The 20,692-nt window shown below is 70.6% G+C and carries 20 protein-coding genes; 12 read left to right on the plus strand and 8 right to left on the minus strand.

Features of this window, described 5'->3' with window-relative positions:
• Window positions 1–75: 75 nt before the first annotated feature.
• The gene (locus ACNF49_RS11420) at window positions 76–933 is read left to right on the plus strand and encodes an oxygenase MpaB family protein (protein WP_482943646.1); all 858 of its coding nucleotides are present in this window, start codon (window positions 76–78) and stop codon (window positions 931–933) included.
• Window positions 934–951: 18 nt separating this feature from the next.
• Here ACNF49_RS11420 and ACNF49_RS11425 read toward each other — a convergent pair whose 3' ends face one another.
• From ACNF49_RS11425 to ACNF49_RS11445, 5 genes are all read right to left on the minus strand, one after another.
• Entirely contained in the window at window positions 952–1,680 is a 729-nt protein-coding gene (locus ACNF49_RS11425) for a PadR family transcriptional regulator (RefSeq protein ID WP_482943647.1), read from the minus strand.
• A complete protein-coding gene (locus ACNF49_RS11430; protein WP_357984957.1) occupies window positions 1,677–2,480 on the minus strand; it encodes a DUF4097 family beta strand repeat-containing protein in 804 nt (267 codons plus the stop codon). Before ACNF49_RS11430 ends, ACNF49_RS11425 begins: the two co-directional genes overlap by 4 nt.
• A gap of 98 nt (window positions 2,481–2,578) precedes the next feature.
• The gene (locus ACNF49_RS11435) at window positions 2,579–2,758 is read right to left on the minus strand and encodes a DUF6104 family protein (protein WP_352323532.1); all 180 of its coding nucleotides are present in this window, start codon (window positions 2,756–2,758) and stop codon (window positions 2,579–2,581) included.
• A gap of 90 nt (window positions 2,759–2,848) precedes the next feature.
• Entirely contained in the window at window positions 2,849–6,487 is a 3,639-nt protein-coding gene (locus tag ACNF49_RS11440) for a multifunctional oxoglutarate decarboxylase/oxoglutarate dehydrogenase thiamine pyrophosphate-binding subunit/dihydrolipoyllysine-residue succinyltransferase subunit (protein WP_357984954.1), read from the minus strand.
• A gap of 204 nt (window positions 6,488–6,691) precedes the next feature.
• On the minus strand, window positions 6,692–7,336 hold the full coding sequence (locus ACNF49_RS11445) for a B3/B4 domain-containing protein (RefSeq protein WP_357984951.1): 645 nt from the start codon (window positions 7,334–7,336) through the stop codon (window positions 6,692–6,694).
• A gap of 88 nt (window positions 7,337–7,424) precedes the next feature.
• On the opposite strand from ACNF49_RS11445, the gene ACNF49_RS11450 reads away from it, so the two are divergent.
• Together ACNF49_RS11450 and ACNF49_RS11455 are read left to right on the plus strand one after the other, a co-directional pair.
• Window positions 7,425–8,036 (plus strand): winged helix-turn-helix domain-containing protein, encoded by a 612-nt coding sequence (locus tag ACNF49_RS11450; protein WP_357984948.1) that lies wholly within the window; start codon window positions 7,425–7,427, stop codon window positions 8,034–8,036.
• Window positions 8,033–9,322, plus strand: a complete 1,290-nt coding sequence (locus ACNF49_RS11455; RefSeq protein ID WP_482943649.1) for an MFS transporter — start codon at window positions 8,033–8,035, stop codon at window positions 9,320–9,322. The genes ACNF49_RS11450 and ACNF49_RS11455 overlap by 4 nt, the downstream gene beginning before the upstream one ends.
• Here the strand turns inward: ACNF49_RS11455 and ACNF49_RS11460 are convergent.
• Window positions 9,270–10,115, minus strand: a complete 846-nt coding sequence (locus ACNF49_RS11460; RefSeq protein ID WP_357984943.1) for a glutathione S-transferase family protein — start codon at window positions 10,113–10,115, stop codon at window positions 9,270–9,272. The genes ACNF49_RS11455 and ACNF49_RS11460 overlap by 53 nt on opposite strands.
• A gap of 46 nt (window positions 10,116–10,161) precedes the next feature.
• Between ACNF49_RS11460 and ACNF49_RS11465 the strand changes: the two genes are divergently transcribed.
• The 9 genes from ACNF49_RS11465 to ACNF49_RS11505 all read left to right on the plus strand — a co-directional run bounded on the left by ACNF49_RS11465 (window position 10,162) and on the right by ACNF49_RS11505 (window position 19,205).
• Window positions 10,162–11,220, plus strand: a complete 1,059-nt coding sequence (locus ACNF49_RS11465) for an MBL fold metallo-hydrolase (RefSeq protein ID WP_482943650.1) — start codon at window positions 10,162–10,164, stop codon at window positions 11,218–11,220.
• A 55-nt stretch (window positions 11,221–11,275) separates the two neighbouring features.
• A complete protein-coding gene (locus tag ACNF49_RS11470) occupies window positions 11,276–12,148 on the plus strand; it encodes an SDR family oxidoreductase (protein ID WP_482943651.1) in 873 nt (290 codons plus the stop codon).
• 186 nt (window positions 12,149–12,334) lie between these two features.
• Window positions 12,335–13,492, plus strand: coding sequence for an ROK family transcriptional regulator (locus ACNF49_RS11475; RefSeq protein WP_357984934.1), 1,158 nt, complete (start codon window positions 12,335–12,337; stop codon window positions 13,490–13,492).
• Window positions 13,493–13,504: 12 nt separating this feature from the next.
• Window positions 13,505–14,989, plus strand: a complete 1,485-nt coding sequence (locus ACNF49_RS11480) for a sugar ABC transporter ATP-binding protein (RefSeq protein WP_357984931.1) — start codon at window positions 13,505–13,507, stop codon at window positions 14,987–14,989.
• Window positions 14,989–15,996: an ABC transporter permease gene (locus tag ACNF49_RS11485; RefSeq protein ID WP_357984928.1), complete on the plus strand. Its 1,008-nt coding sequence runs from the start codon at window positions 14,989–14,991 to the stop codon at window positions 15,994–15,996. Before ACNF49_RS11480 ends, ACNF49_RS11485 begins: the two co-directional genes overlap by 1 nt.
• Entirely contained in the window at window positions 15,993–17,039 is a 1,047-nt protein-coding gene (locus ACNF49_RS11490) for an ABC transporter substrate-binding protein (RefSeq protein WP_357984925.1), read from the plus strand. The genes ACNF49_RS11485 and ACNF49_RS11490 overlap by 4 nt, the downstream gene beginning before the upstream one ends.
• Before the next feature lie 11 nt (window positions 17,040–17,050).
• Entirely contained in the window at window positions 17,051–17,929 is an 879-nt protein-coding gene (locus ACNF49_RS11495; RefSeq protein ID WP_482943652.1) for a Gfo/Idh/MocA family protein, read from the plus strand.
• The gene (locus ACNF49_RS11500) at window positions 17,824–18,204 is read left to right on the plus strand and encodes a Gfo/Idh/MocA family oxidoreductase (protein ID WP_482945513.1); all 381 of its coding nucleotides are present in this window, start codon (window positions 17,824–17,826) and stop codon (window positions 18,202–18,204) included. The genes ACNF49_RS11495 and ACNF49_RS11500 overlap by 106 nt, the downstream gene beginning before the upstream one ends.
• Window positions 18,201–19,205: a sugar phosphate isomerase/epimerase family protein gene (locus ACNF49_RS11505; protein ID WP_357984919.1), complete on the plus strand. Its 1,005-nt coding sequence runs from the start codon at window positions 18,201–18,203 to the stop codon at window positions 19,203–19,205. Before ACNF49_RS11500 ends, ACNF49_RS11505 begins: the two co-directional genes overlap by 4 nt.
• Window positions 19,206–19,216: 11 nt before the next feature.
• On the opposite strand, the gene ACNF49_RS11510 is transcribed toward ACNF49_RS11505, so the two are convergent.
• Complete coding sequence (locus ACNF49_RS11510; RefSeq protein WP_482943653.1) at window positions 19,217–19,705, minus strand: hypothetical protein; 489 nt, start codon at window positions 19,703–19,705, stop codon at window positions 19,217–19,219.
• 98 nt (window positions 19,706–19,803) lie between these two features.
• Entirely contained in the window at window positions 19,804–20,577 is a 774-nt protein-coding gene (locus ACNF49_RS11515) for a helix-turn-helix transcriptional regulator (protein WP_482943654.1), read from the minus strand.
• Window positions 20,578–20,692: the final 115 nt, after the last annotated feature.

The following is a 20,692-nucleotide window of genomic DNA, read 5'->3' on the forward strand; positions in this document are numbered from 1 at the left end:
TAAGTGAAGGGTTACTTGTCCGCCTTCTGGGTGATACAGGAAGAATGACGTCGTATCACCCTGGAGGCGTTCACCATGAACGTTGAGCCCTTCGGCCCGGGTTCGATGCACTGGGACACCGCGGGCGAATACCGCAACCTGCTCGTGGCCGGCAGCGCGCTGGTCCTCCAGACCATGCACCCGGCGGTCGGCGCGGCCGTGGCGGAGCACTCGACGTACAAGGACGACCCGTGGGGGCGGCTCAACCGCACGCTCGCCTCCGTCCAGAAGTGGGTCTACGGCGGTGAGGGCGGCCTGGCCGAGGGGCGGCGGCTGCGCGAGCTGCACCGCTCCATCAGCGGCGTGGACGAGCACGGCCGCGCCTACCACGCCCTGAACGGCGAGGCGTGGGCCTGGGTGCACCTGTCGCTGTTCGAGCGCTTCGTCACGCTCAACCGCTACTTCGGCACCCCCTACACCGAGGAGCAGCAACGCCGCATGTACGCCGAGTCGCGGCAGCTCGGCGCGATCCTGCAGGTGCCGGAGCGGGAGATGCCGGCGGACCTGGAGGCGTTCTGGCGCTACTTCGACACGATGGTCGCCGAACGGCTGGAGCCGCACCCGACGGCGCTGGAGGTGCTCGCCGTCATGCGCGGCACGCCCGCCCCGCCCGGCCTGCCGAGGCCGCTGCGCCGCCTGTGGACGCCGGTGGGGCTGGGTTCGGGGGAGTTCAACCACTTCGTCACCGTCGGCACCCTGCCGCCGGCCGCGCGCAGGAAGCTCGGCCTGCGCTGGACGGCCCGGGACGAGCGGCGGCTGCGGCACCTCGGGCACGCCGTGGCGATGCTGACCGCGCGCCTGCCCGAGCGGTTGCGCTACATGCCGGTCGCCTATCACGCCCGCAGAGCGGCCCGCCGCCACGGACGCCCGCAACGCTCATTGCGCTCAGCCTGACGACGGCTCAGCGGCGGTTCAGCGCTGGAGGATGTCGCGGATGCGGGCGGACGCCTCGTCGAGCACGGTGTGCAGCTCGTCCAGCTTCTGCGTGGTCAGGGCGGCGCCGGCGGCCTCCGTGCGGGCCTGGGCCACGAAGTCGGCCAGCAGCTCGCCCAGCTCGCTGTCGAGCTCGGTCCGGCGCACGGTGTCGCCGCCGAGCGTGGTCCAGATGTCCGACCAGATCCGGCGCCACTCGCCGGCCAGCCGGTCGCTCTCCACCTGCCACTGGTTGGCGTGCGCCATCCACTGCCGCTTCTGCTGCTCCTTGAGCCGTTTGAGCTCCTCGGCCCGCGCCTTGGCGTCGTCGCGGGTGCCGGTGCGGACGTCCTTGGCCATCCGGGTCAGCTCGTCGCGCAGCGACTTCACCGTGTCGCGGACGTCCTCCTTGACCTCGCGGGCGATGTCGCGCACGGAGGCGGAGATCTCCTGCTCCAGGTCGTCGAGCTCGTCGAGCCGGGCGTTGAGCTCCTCGCGGCCCTTGTCGGTGATGGAGAACACCTTCTTGCCCTCGACCACCTCGTGCGTGACCAGGCCCTCCTCCTCCAGGCGGGCCAGCCGCGGGTAGATCGTGCCGGGCGAGGGCGAGTAGACGCCGAGGAAGCGGTCCTGGAGCAGCCGGATGACCTCGTACCCGTGCCGCGGGCTCTCCTCCAGCAGCTTGAGCAGGTACAGCCGGAGCCGGCCGTGACCGAAGACAGGGCTCATTCCTTCTCTCCCTTGAGCAGCGCGACCTCGCCCGAGACGGTGTACGCCGACAGTGAGGCCATGCCGCCCCCCAGGCGTCCGGACAGCGTCTTGGAGCCGGGGCTGTTGTTCGCCGACAGTCCGTCGAACGTCGAGCTCAGCCTGCCGGAGGTGGACCTCATGCTGACGTCGGACTCGACGTTCTCCGGCACCCGCACCAGGATGGCACCCGAGACGCTGTTGAGCGTCACATGACTCGTCGGCCGGAGCGTCAGGTCGGCGGTGATGCGGCCGGACACCGTGCTGGCCTTGAGCCGGCGCGGGCTGCCGTCGGCCAGCGTCAGCTCGCCCGAGACGGTCTTCAACGCCAGGTCGCCCTCCATGGCCCGGCTCTCGATCGAGCCGGAGACCGTGGTGGCGCTCACCTCGCCGCTCACGCCGTCGAGGACGACCTCCGAGGACACGCTCTTGACCCGGGTGGAACGCTCGAACCCGGCCAGCACCGTGGACGCCGAGACCACCTCCGTGTTCACCCGGCACCCCCTGGGCACGGTGAGCGTGAGGTTGGTCCTGCGCTTGTCGCGCCGCAGCCAGCCGAGCAGCCCGTCCAGGGTCAGGCCCTCGTAGGTGACGACCAGCTCTTTGGTCAGCGCGTCGTAGCTGACCAGCAGCGGCGCGGCCGACTCGATCTCCGTCAGCTCCAGCGTGGGCGGGCCCTCGCTGGCCAGGACGGCCAGCCTGCCGGCGACGATCCGCACGTCAAGTGACTCCACCGGCCCGAACGTGAGCTGCTCGGGAGCGTCGAGCGTCCACTTCTCCATGAACGTATGCCTCCTTGACGAGTACGTCTCTTACGAGAACACGATATGTCGCGTTACTCGAAAACTCAAGATGTATCGCGTCTCGGCGGCGGATCCCGTCAGTCGTCGTCCTCGTCGTCGAGGCGGGCCAGCCAGGTGGCCAGCCGCTCGATCGGGGTCTCGAACTCGGGGTTGAGATCGACGAACTCGCGCAGCCGCTCGCCCAGCCAGAGCACGCTGACCTCTTCCTCGCCCCGCCGATCGACCAGCTCCTCGATCCCTCGATCGGTGAAGTACATGGGTTTCTCCTTCGTGCAGGCAGGGGCCTCACCCTGCCGGTCAACACAGAAGCCCCCGGCCGGACGGCCGGGGGCTCACTGGCGGCCTGCTCAGCCGAAGAGCTGGTGGAGGATCTCCTCCAGCTCGGTGTCGTGCGAGTTGTGCGAACCCGTCGCGGGCGAGCTGTTCGGGGTCCGCGAGACGCGGCGCAGCGACCGGCCGCCGAGCGTCTGCGGGTCTTCGGCCAGCTTCAGCGTCAGGTAGGGCCACGGGCCCATGTTCACCGGCTCGTCCTGGGCCCACACCAGCTCGGCCTGCTGCCCGTAGCGGGCCAGCTCGGCGGTGAGCTCCTCGGTGGGGAACGGGTAGAGCCGCTCGAGACGGACGATCGCGACGTCGTCGCGGCCCGTCTTGTCGCGCTGTGCGGCCAGGTCGTAGTAGAGCTTGCCCGAGACCAGGACGATCCGGGTGACCTTGGCCGGATCGACCGTGGTGTCGCCGATGACCGGCTGGAAGGTGCCGGTGGTGAAGTCGGACGCCTTCGACGTGGCCGCCTTGTGTCGCAGCAGCGACTTGGGCGTGAAGACCACCATCGGCTTGTGCCGGTTGGACTCCACCTGCCAGCGCAGCAGGTGGAAGTAGTTGGCCGGCGTGGACGGCTGCGCGACCGTCATGTTGTCGAGCGCGCAGACCTGCAGGAACCGTTCGATCCTGGCCGAGGAGTGGTCGGGGCCCTGGCCCTCGAAGCCGTGCGGCAGCAGCAGCACGACCGACGACCGCTGGCCCCACTTCTGCTCACCGGACGAGATGAACTCGTCGATGATCGTCTGGGCGCCGTTGACGAAGTCGCCGAACTGCGCCTCCCAGGCCACCAGGGCATCGGGACGCACGACGCTGTAGCCGTACTCGAAGCCGAGCGCCGCGAACTCGCTGAGCAGCGAGTCGTAGACGTAGAACTTCGTGGTGCCCTCGTTGAACTGCTTCAGCGGCGTGTGGTCGGCGCCGGTCATCCGGTCGACCAGCACCGCGTGGCGCTGGGTGAACGTGCCGCGCCGGGAGTCCTGGCCGACCAGGCGCACCGGGTGGCCGTCGATCAGCAGGGAGCCGAACGCCAGCGTCTCGCCCATCGCCCAGTCGATCGAGTCGGTCTCGACCATCTGACCGCGGCGCTGCAGCACCGGCGCCAGGCGCGGGTGCGGCGTGAAGCCCTCGGGCAGGTTGAGCTGGGTGTCGACGATGCGCTTGAGCGTCTCGTCGCTGATCGCCGTCGGCGTGTCGGCGTGGGACCACTTGACGACCTCGGCCGGGGGCACCCGCATGGCGGCCGCCTCCTTGGGCTTCTTGGCCGCCTCGCGCGTCTCGGTGAACGCCTGCTCCAGCTTGGCCTGGTAGTCGCGCAGCGCCGACTCGGCCTCCTCGACCGTGATGTCGCCCCGGCCGATCAGCGCCTCGGTGTAGAGCTTGCGGGTCGAGCGCTTGGCGTCGATCAGGTCGTACATCAGCGGCTGGGTGAAGGCGGGGTTGTCGCCCTCGTTGTGGCCGCGGCGGCGGTAGCAGATGAGGTCGATGACGACGTCCTTGCGGAACGCCTGGCGGTATTCGTAGGCCAGCTGGCCCACGCGCACCACGGCCTCGGGGTCGTCGCCGTTGACGTGGAAGATCGGCGCCTGGATCATCCGCGCGACGTCGGTCGCGTAGACCGACGAGCGGGAGGAGGCCGGCGAGGTGGTGAAGCCCACCTGGTTGTTGACCACCACGTGCACGGTGCCGCCGGTGCGGTAGCCGCGCAGCTGCGACAGGTTGAGCGTCTCGGCCACCACGCCCTGGCCGGCGAAGGCCGCATCGCCGTGGACGAGGACGGGAAGGACGGTGAAGCCCTCCTCGCCGCGCTCCAGGAGGTCCTGCTTGGCGCGGACGACGCCCTCCAGCACCGGGTCGACCGCCTCCAGGTGGGAGGGGTTGGCCACCACGGACGCCGTGATCATCTTGCCGCTGGGCGCGGTGAACTCGCCGCTCGCGCCCAGGTGGTACTTGACGTCGCCGGAGCCGTGGGCGGTGCGCGGGTCGATGTTGCCCTCGAACTCGCCGAAGATCTGCGCGTAGGACTTGCCCACGATGTTGGCCAGCACGTTGAGCCGGCCGCGGTGGGCCATGCCGATGACGACCTCGTCGAGGCCCTCGTCGGCGGCGTCGCTGATCACCGAGTCGAGCAGCGGGATCAGGGACTCGCCGCCCTCCAGCGAGAAACGCTTCTGGCCGACGAACTTCGTCTGCAGGAACGTCTCGAACGCCTCGGCGGTGTTGAGCCGGGACAGGATGTTGAGCTGCTCGTCGCGCTCGGGCGAGGCGTGCGGCTTCTCCACCCGCGCCTGGATCCAGGCCCGCTCCTCGGGGTTCTGGATGTGCATGTACTCGATGCCGACCGTGCGGCAGTAGGAGTCGCGCAGCACGCCCAGGATCTCGCGGAGCTTCATCAGCGGACGGCCGCCGAAACCGCCCGTGGCGAACTCGCGCTCGAGGTCCCACAGGGTCAGCCCGTGGGACTGGATGTCGAGGTCGGGGTGCTTGCGCTGCTTGTACTCCAGCGGGTCGGTCTCGGCCATCAGGTGGCCGCGCACGCGGTAGGCGTGGATCAGCTCGATGACCCTGGCCGACTTGGCCACGTCGTCGTCGTGCGAGGCCGAGATGTCCTGGACCCAGCGCACCGGCTCGTACGGGATGCGCAGGGCCTCGAAGATCTCGTCGTAGAAGCCGTCCTCGCCGAGCAGCAGCCGGTGGATCTGGCGCAGGAAGTCGCCCGACTGGGCGCCCTGGATGATCCGGTGGTCGTAGGTGCTGGTCAGCGTCATGACCTTGGAGACGGCCAAGCGCGACAGCGTGTCGGGCGAGGCGCCCTGGTACTCGGCCGGGTATTCCATCGCGCCGACGCCGATGATCGTGCCCTGGCCGGGCATCAGACGCGGAACGGAGTGGACGGTGCCGATCGTGCCGGGGTTGGTCAGCGAGATCGTGGTGCCGGAGAAGTCGTCGACGCCCAGCTTGCCCGCGCGGGCCTTGCGGACGACCTCTTCGTAGGCCACCCAGAACTGGCGGAAGTCCATCTCCTCGGCGCCCTTGATCGAGGGCACGAGGAGCTGGCGCTCACCGTTGCTCTTCTGGACGTCGATCGCCAGGCCGAACCCGACATGCTCGGGCTTGACCAGCGTGGGCTTGCCGTCGACCTCCGTGTAGGAGTAGTTCATCTCCGGCATCGCCTTCAGCGCCTTGACGATCGCGAAGCCGATCAGGTGGGTGAAGGAGATCTTGCCGCCACGCCCCCGCTTGAGGTGATTGTTGATCACGATGCGGTTGTCGATGAGCAGCTTGGCCGGGATGGCCCGGACGCTGGTCGCCGTCGGGACCGTCAGGGACAGGTCCATGTTGGCGGCCGTGCGCGCGGCGGCGCCGCGCAGCTTCACCTCCTCGGCGCCCTTGGGCACCGGGGTGGCCGGCTGCTTCGGCTTCTCGGCTGCCGGAGGCGCCTTCGGGGGCGCCTTGGGAGGTGCGGGCGCGGTCGCAGTGCCGTTCGCCGCCTCCCTGACCGGGGTCCGGCCCGGTCCGTAATCAGGGTTGTAGTCAGCGAAGAAGTTCCACCAGGCCTTGTCGACAGACTCTGGATCTTGAAGGTACTTCTGGTACAGCTCGTCGACAAGCCACTCGTTCTGACCAAAGCTTGCCAGCGGGTTTGTCCGCGACGACTCAGACGACACGGCGGAAATCGCCCTCTTCCGCAGATCGGCGTTGATGTTAGAGAACCTGTCCAAGGCTACTCGCCCGGACCGGCAGCGCGCGCCGAAGAGCACGCGCCGCCTCGAACGATCCTCTCAGGACACGCCGAAGAGGTCACGCCCGCCTAGTCAATCCAGGGAGAGCCGCCATTGTTACTGTTTGGTATCAACGTATGGCCGGCAGGTTTATTTCCCTCCGGGCACGATTCTGCTGGTGATCCGCACCCCGGGTGACAGCTCCTCCAGCAGGTCCGCCAGCTCCTTGCCGGCCTGCTGGAGCTCCTCCATCGACATCGGCTCCAGGCGTTCGAGGAGGAAGATCGCGTTGGTCGTCTCCTCGGTGAGCCGGGTGCGCGCCACCTGACGCCAGTTCCACCGGCGGCAGGTCACGCCGGCGTCGTCGCGCCAGATCACCTCGCCGGGCTCGGGCTGCCCGAGCGCCTCCTCCGAGTGCTCGTCGCCGGTCGCCCGCACCAGCCGGGCCGGGCCCTGGTAATGGTCGAGGTCCTCGCCGCCGATGGGCAGCGCGTGCTTGACGCTGATCGTGTTGTACGCGTCGACCACCCGGTTGATCTCCGGCAGCGGCATGCGCCGGGTCAGGGCGTCGACCGAGGGCCTGGTGCGCTGCGGCTTGGCGCCGAAGGCGCGGTAGGCGTCCTTCCAGGCGTCGATCTTGTCGGCCTGCACCTCGGACGCCGACGCCTCGGCCAGCCAGGCGCGGGTGCGGTCGTCGGTGGGGCCGTTCCGCAGGCCGTGGGCCAGCATCACCAGCACGGCGAAGTCGGGGCGCAGGGCGAGGACGGCGTCGTCCACGCGGATGTCGTCAAGCATCCGCCCAGTTTAGGAGGCCGGGCCGGAGGGTCGCAGGGATCGCAAAATAGCCTTTGCAAAAAAGACTTTGCGGTCTATGCTCGTCCTCATGGAGGAGCAGTACACGATCAGTGACCCGCAGGTGCTCAAAGTGGTCGCCCACCCCTTGCGGGTGCGGCTGCTCGGGCTGCTGCGCAGCGACGGCCCGGCCACCGCCAGCGAGCTGGGCCGCAAGGTCGGCGAGAGCTCCGGCTCGACCAGCTACCACCTGCGTGAGTTGTTCAAGTACGGCTTCATCGAGGAGGACCCCGATCGGCGCGACGGCCGCGAGCGCCGCTGGCGGGCCCGCCACCGCTACACCTCCTGGGACAGCGGCGAGCTGTCCGGCACCGAGGAGGGCCGCGAGGCGGTCCGGATCATGCGGATGCGCCAGGTCGAGGCGCTCGCCCGCGTCGCCCAGGGCTATGACGAGCGCCGATGGTCCCCCGAGTGGGTGCGGGCGGCGGGGATGAGCGACGACTTCGTGGAGCTGCCGCCGGCCGGGCTGCTGGAGTTCGACGAGCGGGTCGAGGAGCTGCTCCGCGAGCTGGCCGCCCGCTACGCCGGCGACCCCGACGTCCGGCAGGTGCACATCTGGCGGGGCGGCTTCCCCCGCGAGGGCTTCCCCCGGGCCGGTGACGACGAACAGGCCGGTGACGACGAAGAGGAGCAGGACCGATGACCGCTCGTTCCGCCCTGCGGCGCTACATGCTCGTCAGCTTCCTGACCTGGCTGCCGCCGGGGCTCATGGTCGCCTGCATGGTGCTGCTGATGACCGAGAGGGGCCTCGGCCTGGTCGAGGTCGGCCTGTCGGTGACCGTCTTCTCGGTCGTCACCGCGAGCCTGGAGCTGCCCACCGGCGGCCTGGCCGACGTCGTCGGGCGGCGCGCGGTGCTGGCCTGCTCGGCGGTGTTCACCGCGGCGGGCCTGGCGCTGATGAGCGTCTCCACCGCGTTCTGGATGTTCCTGGTCAGCGGCGTGCTCAAGGGGATCGCCAGGGCCCTGTCCAGCGGCCCGGCGACCTCCTGGTACGTCGACACGCTGCACGGCATCGAGGGTGAGGGGGCCGACCTCAAGCCCGGCCTCGCGCGCGGCGGCGCGATGGAGTCGGTGGCGCTGGCCGTCGGCGTGCTGCTGGGCGGCGCGGTCCCGATGCTGGTGCCGCCGGAGCTGATGACGCCGCTCGCCGTGCCGCCGCTGCTGGGGGCGGGCGCGGCCGTCGTGCTGCTGGTCGTGGTGATGTTCGCGCTGCCCGAGCCGGCGCACGCGCGGCGCTCGCTGGGGGGCGTGCTGCGTGAGGTGCCCGCCACGGTGGTCGCCGGGATCCGGCTGGCGGCCGGGGGCGCGGTGCTGCGCCGCCTGATGGCCGCCGCGGCCGCGTCCGGCGTGCTGCTGATGACGATCGAGCTGCTGACCCCCGGCCGCCTGGCCGAGCTGGCCGGCACGGCCGAGCGCGGCAGCGCGGCCTACGCCGTCGTGGCGGCCCTGGGCTATGCCGCCAGCGCCACCGGCAGCGTGCTCGCCCCCCGCGTGGCTCGCCTGGCCGGCAGCTCGGCCAGGGGGGCCATGGTGGGCGCGGTGCTCTGCGCGCTGTCGGTCGGCTCGCTGGCCGCCACCGCCGGGCTGGACGGCGTGCCCGGCCTGGTGGCGGCCGGGCTGGCCTACCTCGTCATGTTCGCCGGGCTGTCGGTGACCGGGCTGCTCTGCCTGGAGATGCAGCACAACGCGGTCTCCGCCGCCGAGCGCACCACGGTCACCTCGACGTCCTCGCTCTCGCTCCAGGCGGGCGGGGTGCTGGCCAACTCCACGCTCGGCGTCCTGGCCGCGCAGACGGGCGCGTCCGCCGCCTGGTGGGTGGCCTCCGGGGTGGTGCTGGCCTCGGCGCTGCTGTTCGTCGCGATGCCGAGGCCGGGGGTCACACGCTCCAGTCGAGTTCCGGCCCTACCGGAACGATCCTGCTCGGGTTGATGTTCGTCTGGGTCATGTAGTAGTGGCGCCTGATGTGGTCGAAGTCCGTGGTGTCGCGGAAGGCGGGGATCGCGTAGAGTCTGCGGGTGTACGCCCACAACGCCGGATAGTCCGTCAGCCGCCTGATCGAGCACTTGAAGTGGCCGTGGTAGACCGTGTCGAACCTGACCAACGTGGTGAACAGCCGCACGTCGCTGTCGGTGAGCGTGTCGAAGAGGAACTCCGACTCCGCCAGGCGCACCTCCAGCAGGTCGAGCGTGGTGAACACGCGGGTGACCGCCTCCTCGTACGCCTGCTGCCCGCGGGCGAAGCCGGCCTCGTAGACCGCGTTGTTGAGGCCGTGGTAGAGGCGGTCGTTCATGATGTCGATGTCCGGGCGCAGGCGTTCGGGGTACAGGTCGGGCGCGCTGCCCCATGACGTCTCCAGATCGAGGGTGATCTGCGGGAAGTCGTTGGTGACGAGGCGTTCGTCCTGGATGTCCCAGATGCACGGCACGGTGTAGCGGCCCGTGTAGCCCGGTTCGGTCGCGTGGTAGAGCTCCGACAGGTACGGCGGGCCGCCGTCGGGGATCCGCCAGCCCTTCTCGTCGCGGATGGGGTCGACGATCGTGACGTCCAGCAGGTCCTCCAGGCGGAGCAGGGCGCGGACGATCAGCACGCGCTGTGCCCACGGGCAGGCGTAGGAGGCGTAGAGCCGGTAGCGGCCGGGCTCGGGCGGCCCGAGCCGTTCGGTGAAGCGGTTCGGCTGCCGGACGAAGCGGCCATCGTCTGAGATCTCGCGGCTCAGCTTCATGACCCCTAGTAGAACATGATTCGGGACCAGAACTATATTCGGGGCCATGGCTAAGTTCGTGGTGACTCCTTCCAACGTGGCGCAGCGCGAGGCGTGGATGAGCGGGGCGGTTCCGGAGGTCGAGCGGGTCCGGCCGGGGTTGTGGTCGATCCCGGTGCCCATCCCGGTCAACCCGCTACGGTACGTCCTGGTCTACGCCCTCGAACTGCCCGACGGCGTGGCCATCGTGGACGCCGGGTGGAACACCGACGAGGCCTACGACGCCCTCGCCGCCGGGCTGGCCGTGGCCGGCTACGGGATCGCCGACGTCAGGGCCGTCCTGGTCACCCACCTGCACCCCGACCACTACGGCCTGGCCGGACGCGTCCGCGAGGCGTCGGGCGCCTGGATCGGGCTGCACCCGGCCGACGCGAACCTGGTGCGCGAACGGTACGACGACGACGCCATCGACTCGCTCGTCCAGCGGGAGCGGGCCCTGCTCCGGCGCTCCGGCGTGCCCGACCTGAGCCTGGACGAGCTGGCCGGGGCCTCGATGATGATCAGGCACATGGTCACGATGGCCCGTCCCGACCGGCTGATCGAGGACGGTGAGAAGCTCGACCTGCCCGGCTGGGACCTGCGGGCCGTCTGGACCCCCGGCCACACGCCCGGCCACCTGTGCTTCGTCTCGCCGGAGCGCAGGCTGCTGCTCTCCGGCGACCACGTGCTGGCGAAGATCACGCCGATCGTGGCCGTGCACCCCCAGTCGGGCCCCGATCCGCTGGCCGACTACCTCGGCTCGCTGGCCGCCGTGCGCGACCTGGAGGTGGACGAGGTGCTGCCCGGCCACGAGTACCGCTTCCTGGAGCTGGCCGGACGCGTCGACCACGTGCTGGCGCACCACGACGAGCGGCTGGCCGAGATCGAACGGGTCGTCGGCGAGGACGACGGCGTGACCTGCTGGGACGTCGCCACCCGGCTGAGCTGGTCGCGGCCCTGGGAGACGATCCCGCCGTTCATGCGCCGGGCGGCCAACAACGAGACGCTGGCCCACCTGGTATGGCTGGCCGGACGGGGCAGGGTACGCAGGCAGGAGGGTGAGCCCGAGCTCTGGAGACGCGCCTGAGCCGGTCGGTTATCGTACTCCTACCAGAATGTTGTTCTCTTGCTCTGGAGGTTCGATGCTTCGGTTCGATGACAGGGTCGCGATCATCACGGGCGCCGGGCACGGCCTCGGCAGGGCGCACGCGCTCCTGCTCGCCGAGCGGGGCGCCAAGGTCGTGGTCAACGACCTCGGCGGCGCGCTCGACGGCACCGGCGCCTCCACCGGCCCAGCCGCCGAGGTGGTCGAGCTCATCACCAAGCATGGCGGCCAGGCCGTCGCCAACGCCGACAACGTCGCCACCCCCGAGGGCGCCAGGGCGCTCGTGCAGACGGCCGTCGACGCGTTCGGCCGGGTCGACATCGTCGTCAACAACGCGGGCATCCTGCGGGACAAGTCGTTCGGGAAGATGACCGTCGAGGACTTCGACGGCGTGCTGGCCGTGCACGTACGCGGGTCGTACCTGGTCAGCCAGGCCGCCTACCCGCTGATGAAGGAGGCCGGGCACGGCCGCATCGTCAACACCTCCAGCCCGGCCGGCCTGTTCGGCAACTTCGGCCAGGCCAACTACTCCACCGCCAAGATGGGCCTGGTGGGGCTGACCAAGACGCTGGCCATCGAGGGCGCGCGCAACGGCATCAAGGCCAACGCCATCGCCCCCGTCGCCTGGACCAGGATGACCGAGGCGCTGCTGCCGGCCGAGTTCGAGGCGAAGTTCACACCCGAGCGGGTGAGCGCGCTGGTCGCCTACCTCGTGCACGACTCGTGCGAGTCGAGCGGCGAGGTGTTCACCGTCGGCGGCGGGCGGGTGGCCCGCGTGTTCGTGGCCGAGGGGCCCGGCTGGAAGGCCGACGACCTCACCCCCGAGGCGATCGCCGACAACTGGGGCTCGGTGATGGCCGAGCAGCCGTACGTGCTGACGGCCGGCGACTCGATGAAGGCCATGCTCTAGCCGCTCCACGCCGGAGCCTGCCGGAAGCCGGTCATCGCCCGTCGGGGCGGTGGCCGGCTTCCGCGCGTTCGGGAGGGTCTCGGCGCACGTCTCATGCCAGGCTTTGTTCGATCTTCGGCATAAGTCAGCGAGGTTCGGTCGAACAAGGCTCTTGATTTGCCGCATGAGTGATCTTATTGTTCCCGCATGACCCCCCAGCCGGGCTCGGCTGCCGACGTCCTGACGCTCATCAGCGCCGGATCGGCGACCACCCGTTCCGATCTCGCGCGCCTCACCGGACTGGCCAGATCCACGATCTCCCAGCGGGTCGACGCGCTCATCGAACGCGGTCTCGTCGAGGAGACCGAGAGCGGCGAGTCCACCGGCGGCCGTCCACCGCGCCAGCTCCGCCTGCACACCGAGGAGCACGCCTTCGCCGGCGTCGACCTCGGCGCCACCCACTGCCGGGTCGCGCTCATGGACCTGACCGGCGGCCTGCTGGCCGAGTGCGAGGACCCGCTGGAGATCGGCGAGGGCCCCGACAAAGTGCTCGCCCACGTCGACGAGCGGCTCGACCGGCTGCTCGGCGAGGCCGGACGGCCCCGCGCCGCGCTGCGCGCCATCGGCATCGGCGTGCCCGGCCCGGTGGAGTTCGCCACCGGCCGCCCCAACAACCCGCCGATCATGCCCGGCTGGAACGACTACCCCGTCCCCGAATACTTCGACGGCATCCAGGTGCTGGTCGACAACGACGTCAACGTCATGGCGCTCGGCGAGCACCGCAACGCCTTCGCCGGCACCAGCCACCTGCTGTTCGTCAAGGTCGGCACCGGCATCGGCTGCGGCATCGTGGCCGACGGCAAGCTCCACAGAGGAGCCCAGGGCTCGGCCGGCGACATCGGGCACATCCGCGTCAGCGGCCACGACGACGCCGGCTGCCGCTGCGGCAACAGCGCCTGCCTGGAGGCCGTGGCCGGCGGCGCCGCCATCGCCCGCCGGCTCGCCGAGCTCGGGCTGGCCGCCGAGACCGGCGCCGACGTCGTCGCGCTCGTCCAGGCGGGCAACACCCAGGCGCTGCGGCTGGTCAGGGAGGCCGGCCGGCTCATCGGCGAGGTGCTGGCCGGCCTGGTCAACTTCTTCAACCCCGAGGTCATCGTCATCGGCGGCGCACTGTCCCGCGTCCACGAGCACCTCCTGGCCGGCATCAGGGAGACCATCTACCGCCGGTCACTGCCGCTGGCCACCCACCACCTGTCCATCACCCCGAGCCGCACCGGGATCAACGCCGCCGCTCTCGGCGCGGGCCTGCTCGCCATCGAGCACTACCTGTCACCGGACAACATCAACCGCATCGTCAACGCCTGAAGGGGACCCCCGATGCTGGTCATGAAGGGCATCGTCAAGCAGTTCCCCGGCGTGCGCGCGCTCGACGGGGTCGATCTCGACGTACGGGCGGGCGAGGTCCACTGCCTGCTCGGCCAGAACGGCGCGGGCAAGTCCACCCTGATCAAGGTGCTGGCCGGCGTCCACCAGCCCGACGAGGGCACGATCGTCTTCAACGACGCGCCCGTCCGGCCCGCCAGCCCCAACGACGCCATCCGGCTCGGCTTCGCCACCATCTACCAGGAACTCGACCTGGTCGACGGCCTCAGCGTCGCCGAGAACATCTTCCTCGGCCACGAGCACGCCCGCTTCGGGTTCGTCAACCGCCAGGCCGGCCGCCGGGCCGCCCGCGCGGTGCTGGAACGCCTCGGCCACGGCGAGATCCGCCCCTCCACCGAGGTCGGACGGCTCTCACCGGCCGCCAAACAGGTCGTCTCGATGGCCCGCGCCCTCTCCCACGACGCCCGCCTGATCATCATGGACGAGCCGTCGGCCGCCCTGGCCCACGACGAGGTCGCCAACCTGTTCCGCATCATCCGCGAGCTCACCGCCCAGGGCGTGGCCGTCGTCTACATCTCCCACCGGCTGGAGGAGATCCGCGAGATCGGCGACCGCGTCACCGTGCTCAAGGACGGGCGCACCGTCGCCGTCGGCCTGCCCGCCCGCGACACGCCCACCGCCCGCATCGTCTCCCTCATGACCGGCCGCAACGTCGAGTACGTCTTCCCGCCCCGCCCGACCCGGCCGCCCGGCGAGGAGGTGCTGCGCGTGGAGAACCTGACCGCGCCCGGCGTCTTCGCCGACGTCTCCTTCTCCGTGCGCGCCGGGGAGATCGTCGGACTCGCCGGGCTCGTCGGCAGCGGACGCTCCGAGATCCTGGAGGCCGTCTACGGAGCCCGTCCCGCCGCCGGCCGCGTCACGCTCGCCGGCCGCCCGGCGCGCCGCCGCGTGACCGGCGCCGTCCGGCAGGGCATGGGCCTGGCCCCCGAGGAACGCAAGGCCCAGGCCCTGCTGCTCGACCAGAGCGTCACCGCGAACATCACGCTCGGCACCCTGCCGCAGTTCGCCAGGTTCGGGTGGATCGACCGCGGACGCGAGCGGGCCGAGGCCGCCCGCCTGGCCGAGCTCCTCGACATCCGCCCGCCCGACCCCGAGCGCCCGATCAGGACCCTGTCGGGCGGCAACCAGCAGAAGGCCGTGCTCGCCCGCTGGCTGCTCGGCGGACGCAAACTGCTGCTGCTCGACGAGCCCACCCGCGGCGTCGACGTCGGCGCCCGCGCCGAGCTGTACGCCGTCATCCGCGACCTGGCCGACCAGGGCATCGGCGTGCTGCTGGTCTCCAGCGAGGTGCCCGAGGTGCTGGGCCTCGCCGACCGGGTGCTCGTGCTGCGCGAGGGCGCCGTCATCCACGAGGGCGAGGCGGCCGGCCTGGACGAGCACCGCGTACTGGACATGATCATGGATGGGAGGGCCGCGTGATGAGCGACCCCATTGAGGCGCCCGAACGACCCGCCGCCGGGGTCGCCCGGCCGAGACCGTCCCTGCTGAACGGGGTCGCCGAGATCCGCCACCTCGGCCTGCTGGGCGCGCTGGCGCTGCTCGTGGTCGTCGGCCTGGTCACCCGGTTCGACAACTTCGCCACCACCTCCAACCTGGTCAGCATCCTGGCCCTGGCCGCCACGATCGGCGTGATCACCGTCGGGGCCACGTTCGTGATCATCGGCGGTGGCATCGACCTGTCCGTCGGCGCCGTCATGGCCCTCGCCTCGGTCTGGGCGACCACGCTGGCCACCCAGTCGTACGGGCCGGTGGTGATGGCCGTCTGCGCGATCCTCGTCGGCACCGGGGCCGGGCTGGTCAACGGGCTGCTGATCGCCTACGGGCGGATGGTGCCGTTCATCGCCACCCTGGCCATGCTGGTGGCCGCCCGCGGCCTGGCCCAGCGCATGTCCGACAGGAAGACGCAGCTCATCCAGGTCGAGGGCATCGTGCAGCTGTCCACCACGCGGCTGCTCGGCATCCCGCTGCTGGTCTACGTGTTCGCCCTGGTCGTGGTGCTGGGGTGGATCGTCCTGAACCGCACCACGTTCGGCCGCCGCACGTACGCGGTCGGGGGCAACCCCGAGGCGGCCAGGCTGGCCGGCATCGACGTACGCAGGCACACGATGCTCCTGTACGCCCTGTCCGGCTTCTGCTGCGGCGTCGCCGCGATCCTCATCATGGCCCGTACGACGACAGGCTCGTCCACCCACGGCGACCTGTACGAGCTGGACGCCATCGCCGCCGTCATCATCGGCGGCACCCTGCTCACCGGAGGCCGGGGCACGATCATCGGCTCGATCCTGGGCCTGCTGATCTTCACCCTCATCACGAACCTGTTCATCCTCAACGGGCTCAACACCAGCGACCAGCTGATCGCCAAGGGCCTGATCATCGTCGTCGCCGTCCTTCTCCAGCGGCGGAACCTGAAAGCGAGAGCAACATGAGTGAGAACGTCGCGCGCAGGGGATTCCTCGTCGGCGGGGCAGTGCTGTTAGCGGCGGGTTGCACCAGCAACGAGCCGGCGGCCGCTCCCTCGTCGGCGGCGCCCGCGCCCGCCCCCGCCGCGAGCGGCAACGACGAACCCGGCCAGAAGGTGACGATCGGCTTCTCCGCGCCGGCCGCCGACCACGGCTGGATCGCGGCCATCGCCAAGAACGCCGAGAGCGCGGCCAAGCAGTACGGCGACGTCGACTTCAAGGCCGTCGAGCCGACCAACGACATCAACCAGCAGATCTCCGCCGTCGAGTCGCTGATCGCGGCCAAGGTGAACGCCCTGGTCATCCTGCCGAACGACGGCCAGCAGCTGAACCAGGTCGCGTTGCAGGCGACGCAGGCGGGCATCCCGGTCATCAACCTCGACCGGGTGTTCCCGGACAAGCTGGCCTACCGCACGTGGATCGGCGGCGACAACTACGGCATGGGCGTCGCGGCCGGGCACTACATCGGCAAGCAGCTCAAGGACAAGGGCGTCGCGAACCCGGTGATCGTCGAGATCCAGGGCATCGCCACGCTGCCGCTGACCCAGGACCGCAGCAAGGGCTTCGCCGACGCGCTGAAGACGTACGGGTTCAGTGTCACGGCCAAGCAGGACGCCAAGTTCACCGTCGAGACCGGCAACCAGGTGGCGACCTCGCTGCTGCAGGCGCACAAGAAGATCGACGCTCTGTGGAACCACGACGACGACCAGGGTGTCGGCGTGCTGGCCGCCATCAAGGAGGCGAACCGCGACGAGTTCGTCATGGTGGGCGGCGCCGGCTCGCTGAACGCCATGAAGGAGATCCAGGCCGGCACGTCGGTGCTCAAGGCCACCGTCACCTACAGCCCCACGATGGCCTCCTCGGCCATCAGGCTCGCCAGGTTGATCGCGCAGGGCAAGGGCATGAGTGACCTCGTGGAGAACCAGGTTCCCCAGTCGATCACCCTCGCGTCGGAGACGATCACCAAGGAGAACGTCGACAAGTATCTGGCGCTCGGATTCGAATCCTGATCGGGGGTTGCATGTCAGACAAGACCACCATCGGCGTGGGCATGATCGGATACGCGTTCATGGGCCGCGTCCACTCCCAGGCCTGGCGGAGCGTCGGCGCGTTCTTCGACCTGCCGCTCGCGCCGCGCATGGCGGTGCTGGCGGGGCGGTCGAAGGAGCAGACCGCCGCCGCGGCGGCCCGGCTCGGCTGGGCCGACGTCGAGACGGACTGGAGAGAGCTCGTCCGGCGGGACGACGTGCAGATCGTCGACATCTGCACGCCGGGCGACTCGCACGCCGAGATCGCCATCGCCGCGCTGCGCGCCGGCAAGCACGTGATCTGTGAGAAACCGCTGGCCAACACCGTCGCCGAGGCCGAGGCCATGGTCGCGGCGGCGGCCGCGGCGCCGGGCAGGAGCATGGTGGCCTTCAACTACCGGCGGGTCCCCGCGGTCGCGCTGGCCCGCCGGTACGTCGAGGAGGGCAGGCTCGGCGAGATCCGGCACGTACGCGCCCAGTACCTCCAGGACTGGATCGTGGACCCGGAGTTCCCGCTGGTGTGGCGGTTGCAGAAGGACAAGGCGGGTGCGGGGGCGCTCGGCGACATCGGCTCGCACATCGTCGACGTCGCCGAGTTCGTCACCGGCCAGCGTGTGGTGGGCGTGTCGGGGCTGACGGAGACGTTCGTCAAGGAGCGTCCGCTGGCGGGGGAGTCGGCGGGGCTGGCGGCGTCCCGTGCCGAGGAGAGGGGGCGGTCACGGTCGACGACGCCGCGCTGTTCATCGGCCGGATGTCGGGCGGCGCGCTGGCCTCCTTCGAGGCCACCAGGTTCGCGACCGGGCGCAAGAACGCGATGCGCATCGAGGTCAACGGGCAGCTCGGCAGCCTGGCGTTCGACTTCGAGTCCATGAACGAGCTGTGGTTCAGCGAGGGCGGGGGCGGGTTCGAGCGGATCCTGGTGACCGAGCCCGACCATCCCTACGTGGGCGCGTGGTGGCCGCCGGGGCACGGGCTGGGCTACGAGCACACCTTCACCCACGAGATCAAGGACTTCCTGGAGGCCGTCGCGGCCGGCACCGACCCCGCGCCGTCGTTCGCCGACGGGCTGCGGGTGCAGCGCGTGCTGGCGGCGGTGGAGGCGAGCGCGGCCGACGGCAGCCGGTACACCCCTGTGGAGGACTCATGAGACCAGTAACGCTGTTCACCGGGCAGTGGGCGGACCTGCCGTTCGAGGAGGTGTGCAGGCTGGCGGCCGAATGGGGCTACGACGGCCTGGAGATCGCCTGCTCGGGTGACCACTTCGACGTGGCGCAGGCGGTGGCGGACCCGTCATACGTGGAGCAGAAGCGCGCCCAGCTCGACAAGCACGGCCTGAAGGTGTGGACGATCTCCAACCACCTCGTCGGCCAGGCCGTCTGCGACCATCCGATCGACGAGCGGCACAAGGCGATCCTGCCGGCGCGCATCTGGGGCTCGGGCGACCCGGAGTCCGTGCGGCGGGCCGCGGCCGAGGACATGAAGGACACCGCGCGGGCGGCGGCGGCGCTCGGCGTGGACACGGTGGTGGGGTTCACCGGGTCGTCGATCTGGCACACCGTGGCCATGTTCCCGCCGGTGCCGGCGTCGATGGTGGAGGCCGGCTACCAGGACTTCGCCGACCGCTGGAACCCGATCCTCGACGTGTTCGACGAGGTGGGGGTGCGCTTCGCGCACGAGATCCACCCGAGCGAGATCGCCTACGACTACTACACGACGCAGCGGACGCTGGAGGCGATCGGGCATCGTCCGGCGTTCGGGCTGAACTGGGACCCGTCGCACATGGTGTGGCAGGACCTGGACCCGGTGGCGTTCATCCTCGACTTCAAGGACCGGATCTACCACGTCGACTGCAAGGACACCCGGGTCCGGATCGGTGACGGGCGCAAGGGGCGGCTGTCGTCGCACCTGCCCTGGGCGGACATGCGCCGGGGGTGGGACTTCGTCTCCACCGGGCGCGGTGACGTGCCCTGGGAGGACTGCTTCCGGGCGCTCAACTCGATCGGGTACGACGGGCCGATCTCGATCGAGTGGGAGGACGCGGGCATGGACCGGCTGGACGGCGCCCGGGAGGCGCTGGGGTACATCCGGCGGCTGAACTCCATCACGCCGCCCGCCACCGCCTTCGACGCGGCCTTCTCCACCACGTAGATCTGGGCTGGTCACGGGCCGGGCGGCCGAGGGCCCGGCCCGTGCCGGACGTCCGGGGCGGGCCGGCGCGCGGTCATCAACCCGACGATCATGATCAGCCCGCAGACGAGGAACGGCCAGCCGTACGGCCGTCGTGGCGCCCAGCCGTCGAAGGTGGTCGCCACTCCCACCAGGGTGACGGCCGCCGCCGAGAGCCATCCGAGCACCCGCCCGGCCGCGCGGCCGCGCAGCGACGCCAGCAGGATCGCCAGGACGATCCCCGGCCAGGCCATGAGGACGAGGTCCCAGGCGTGCGGAGGCCCCGGCGCGTAGGCGTGGAGCGCGCCGTTCAGCGGGCCGGCGGCGAGGTAGAGCGGGAAGGCCATGACGACCATGGCCAGGTCGCCGTACGTCCCGTCGCCCGGGCGGCCGTCCTGGGTCAGCCAGGTCAGCGTGAGCACCGCGGCGGCGTACCCGAACGCCGCCGACAGTGTCTGGATCCTGGCGATGGCTGCGATCATCGGACGCCTTCCCCTGCCACGTCACCACTCCGGCGATCCCACGGTAGAGCGCCCGGCGGGCCGTGGCCGGGCCCATGGGAAACCCTTGCCGGAACCGGTCAGGACGCCGGCGGAGCGGGTGGCGGGCCGTCACCGTCCTTGGCGCAGGCCGGCGCGTCCGCCTCCGCGCCGCCGGGGCCCCGCGGCACGCCCAGCTCGACGCAGCAGTGGCCCGGCCGCGGGATCAGGGTGGCCTGGACGGCCGGGGCGTCGAGGCCGTCGAGGAAGCCGGTCAGGAACGCGTGGTTGATGCCGCAGACCAGCTCGGGGGCCTTGGCGGCCAGGGGGTGGAAGGGGCAGTTGCGCAGCCGGACCAGGGTCGGGGTGTCGCGGCTGGGCTCGAAACCGTGACGTTCCAGGACCTGCTGGGCGCAGGTCAGCGCGCGCTCGGGGCCGAGCCGGGCGCCGCGCAGCCCGCCGCGTTCGGTGTGGCCGAGGTCGTGGCCGCGCTCGCGGGCCAGGCGGCGGGCCGCCTGACCGGCGCTCTCGCCGGGCGTCTCGGCCAGCACGGCGTCGAGCAGGATGTCGGCGAGCAGGACGGGTTCGCGCTGGGGGATGCTGACCTGGACGTCGAGCTCGGAGGGTTCGTACACCTTGGGGGTGCGGCCGACGCGGCGCAGCCCGCCCGGCTGTTCGTAGCGGGTGGCGAGAAGCCCGGCGTCCACCAGTTTGTCCAGGTGGAAGGCGGCGAGCTTGCGGGAGATCCCGACGCTCTGGGCCGCCTCGTCGCGGGTGACGGGCCGCCCGGCGCGGCGGATGAACTCGTACATGCTGCGGCGCAGGTCGTCGCTGAGCGCGGCGACCGCCGCGAGGCTCGTGGAGTCGGACGTCACGCATCCAGCTTAACGCCTAGAAAACTTGTGAATCATCTGAAGCCATGCCTTTGTACTGGGGAGGTTGACGCCGCCGCCGAATATGTCCAAGACTTGTTGGTGAAATAGGAGGTGG

The organism is Actinomadura sp. ATCC 39365 (assembly GCF_054392275.1).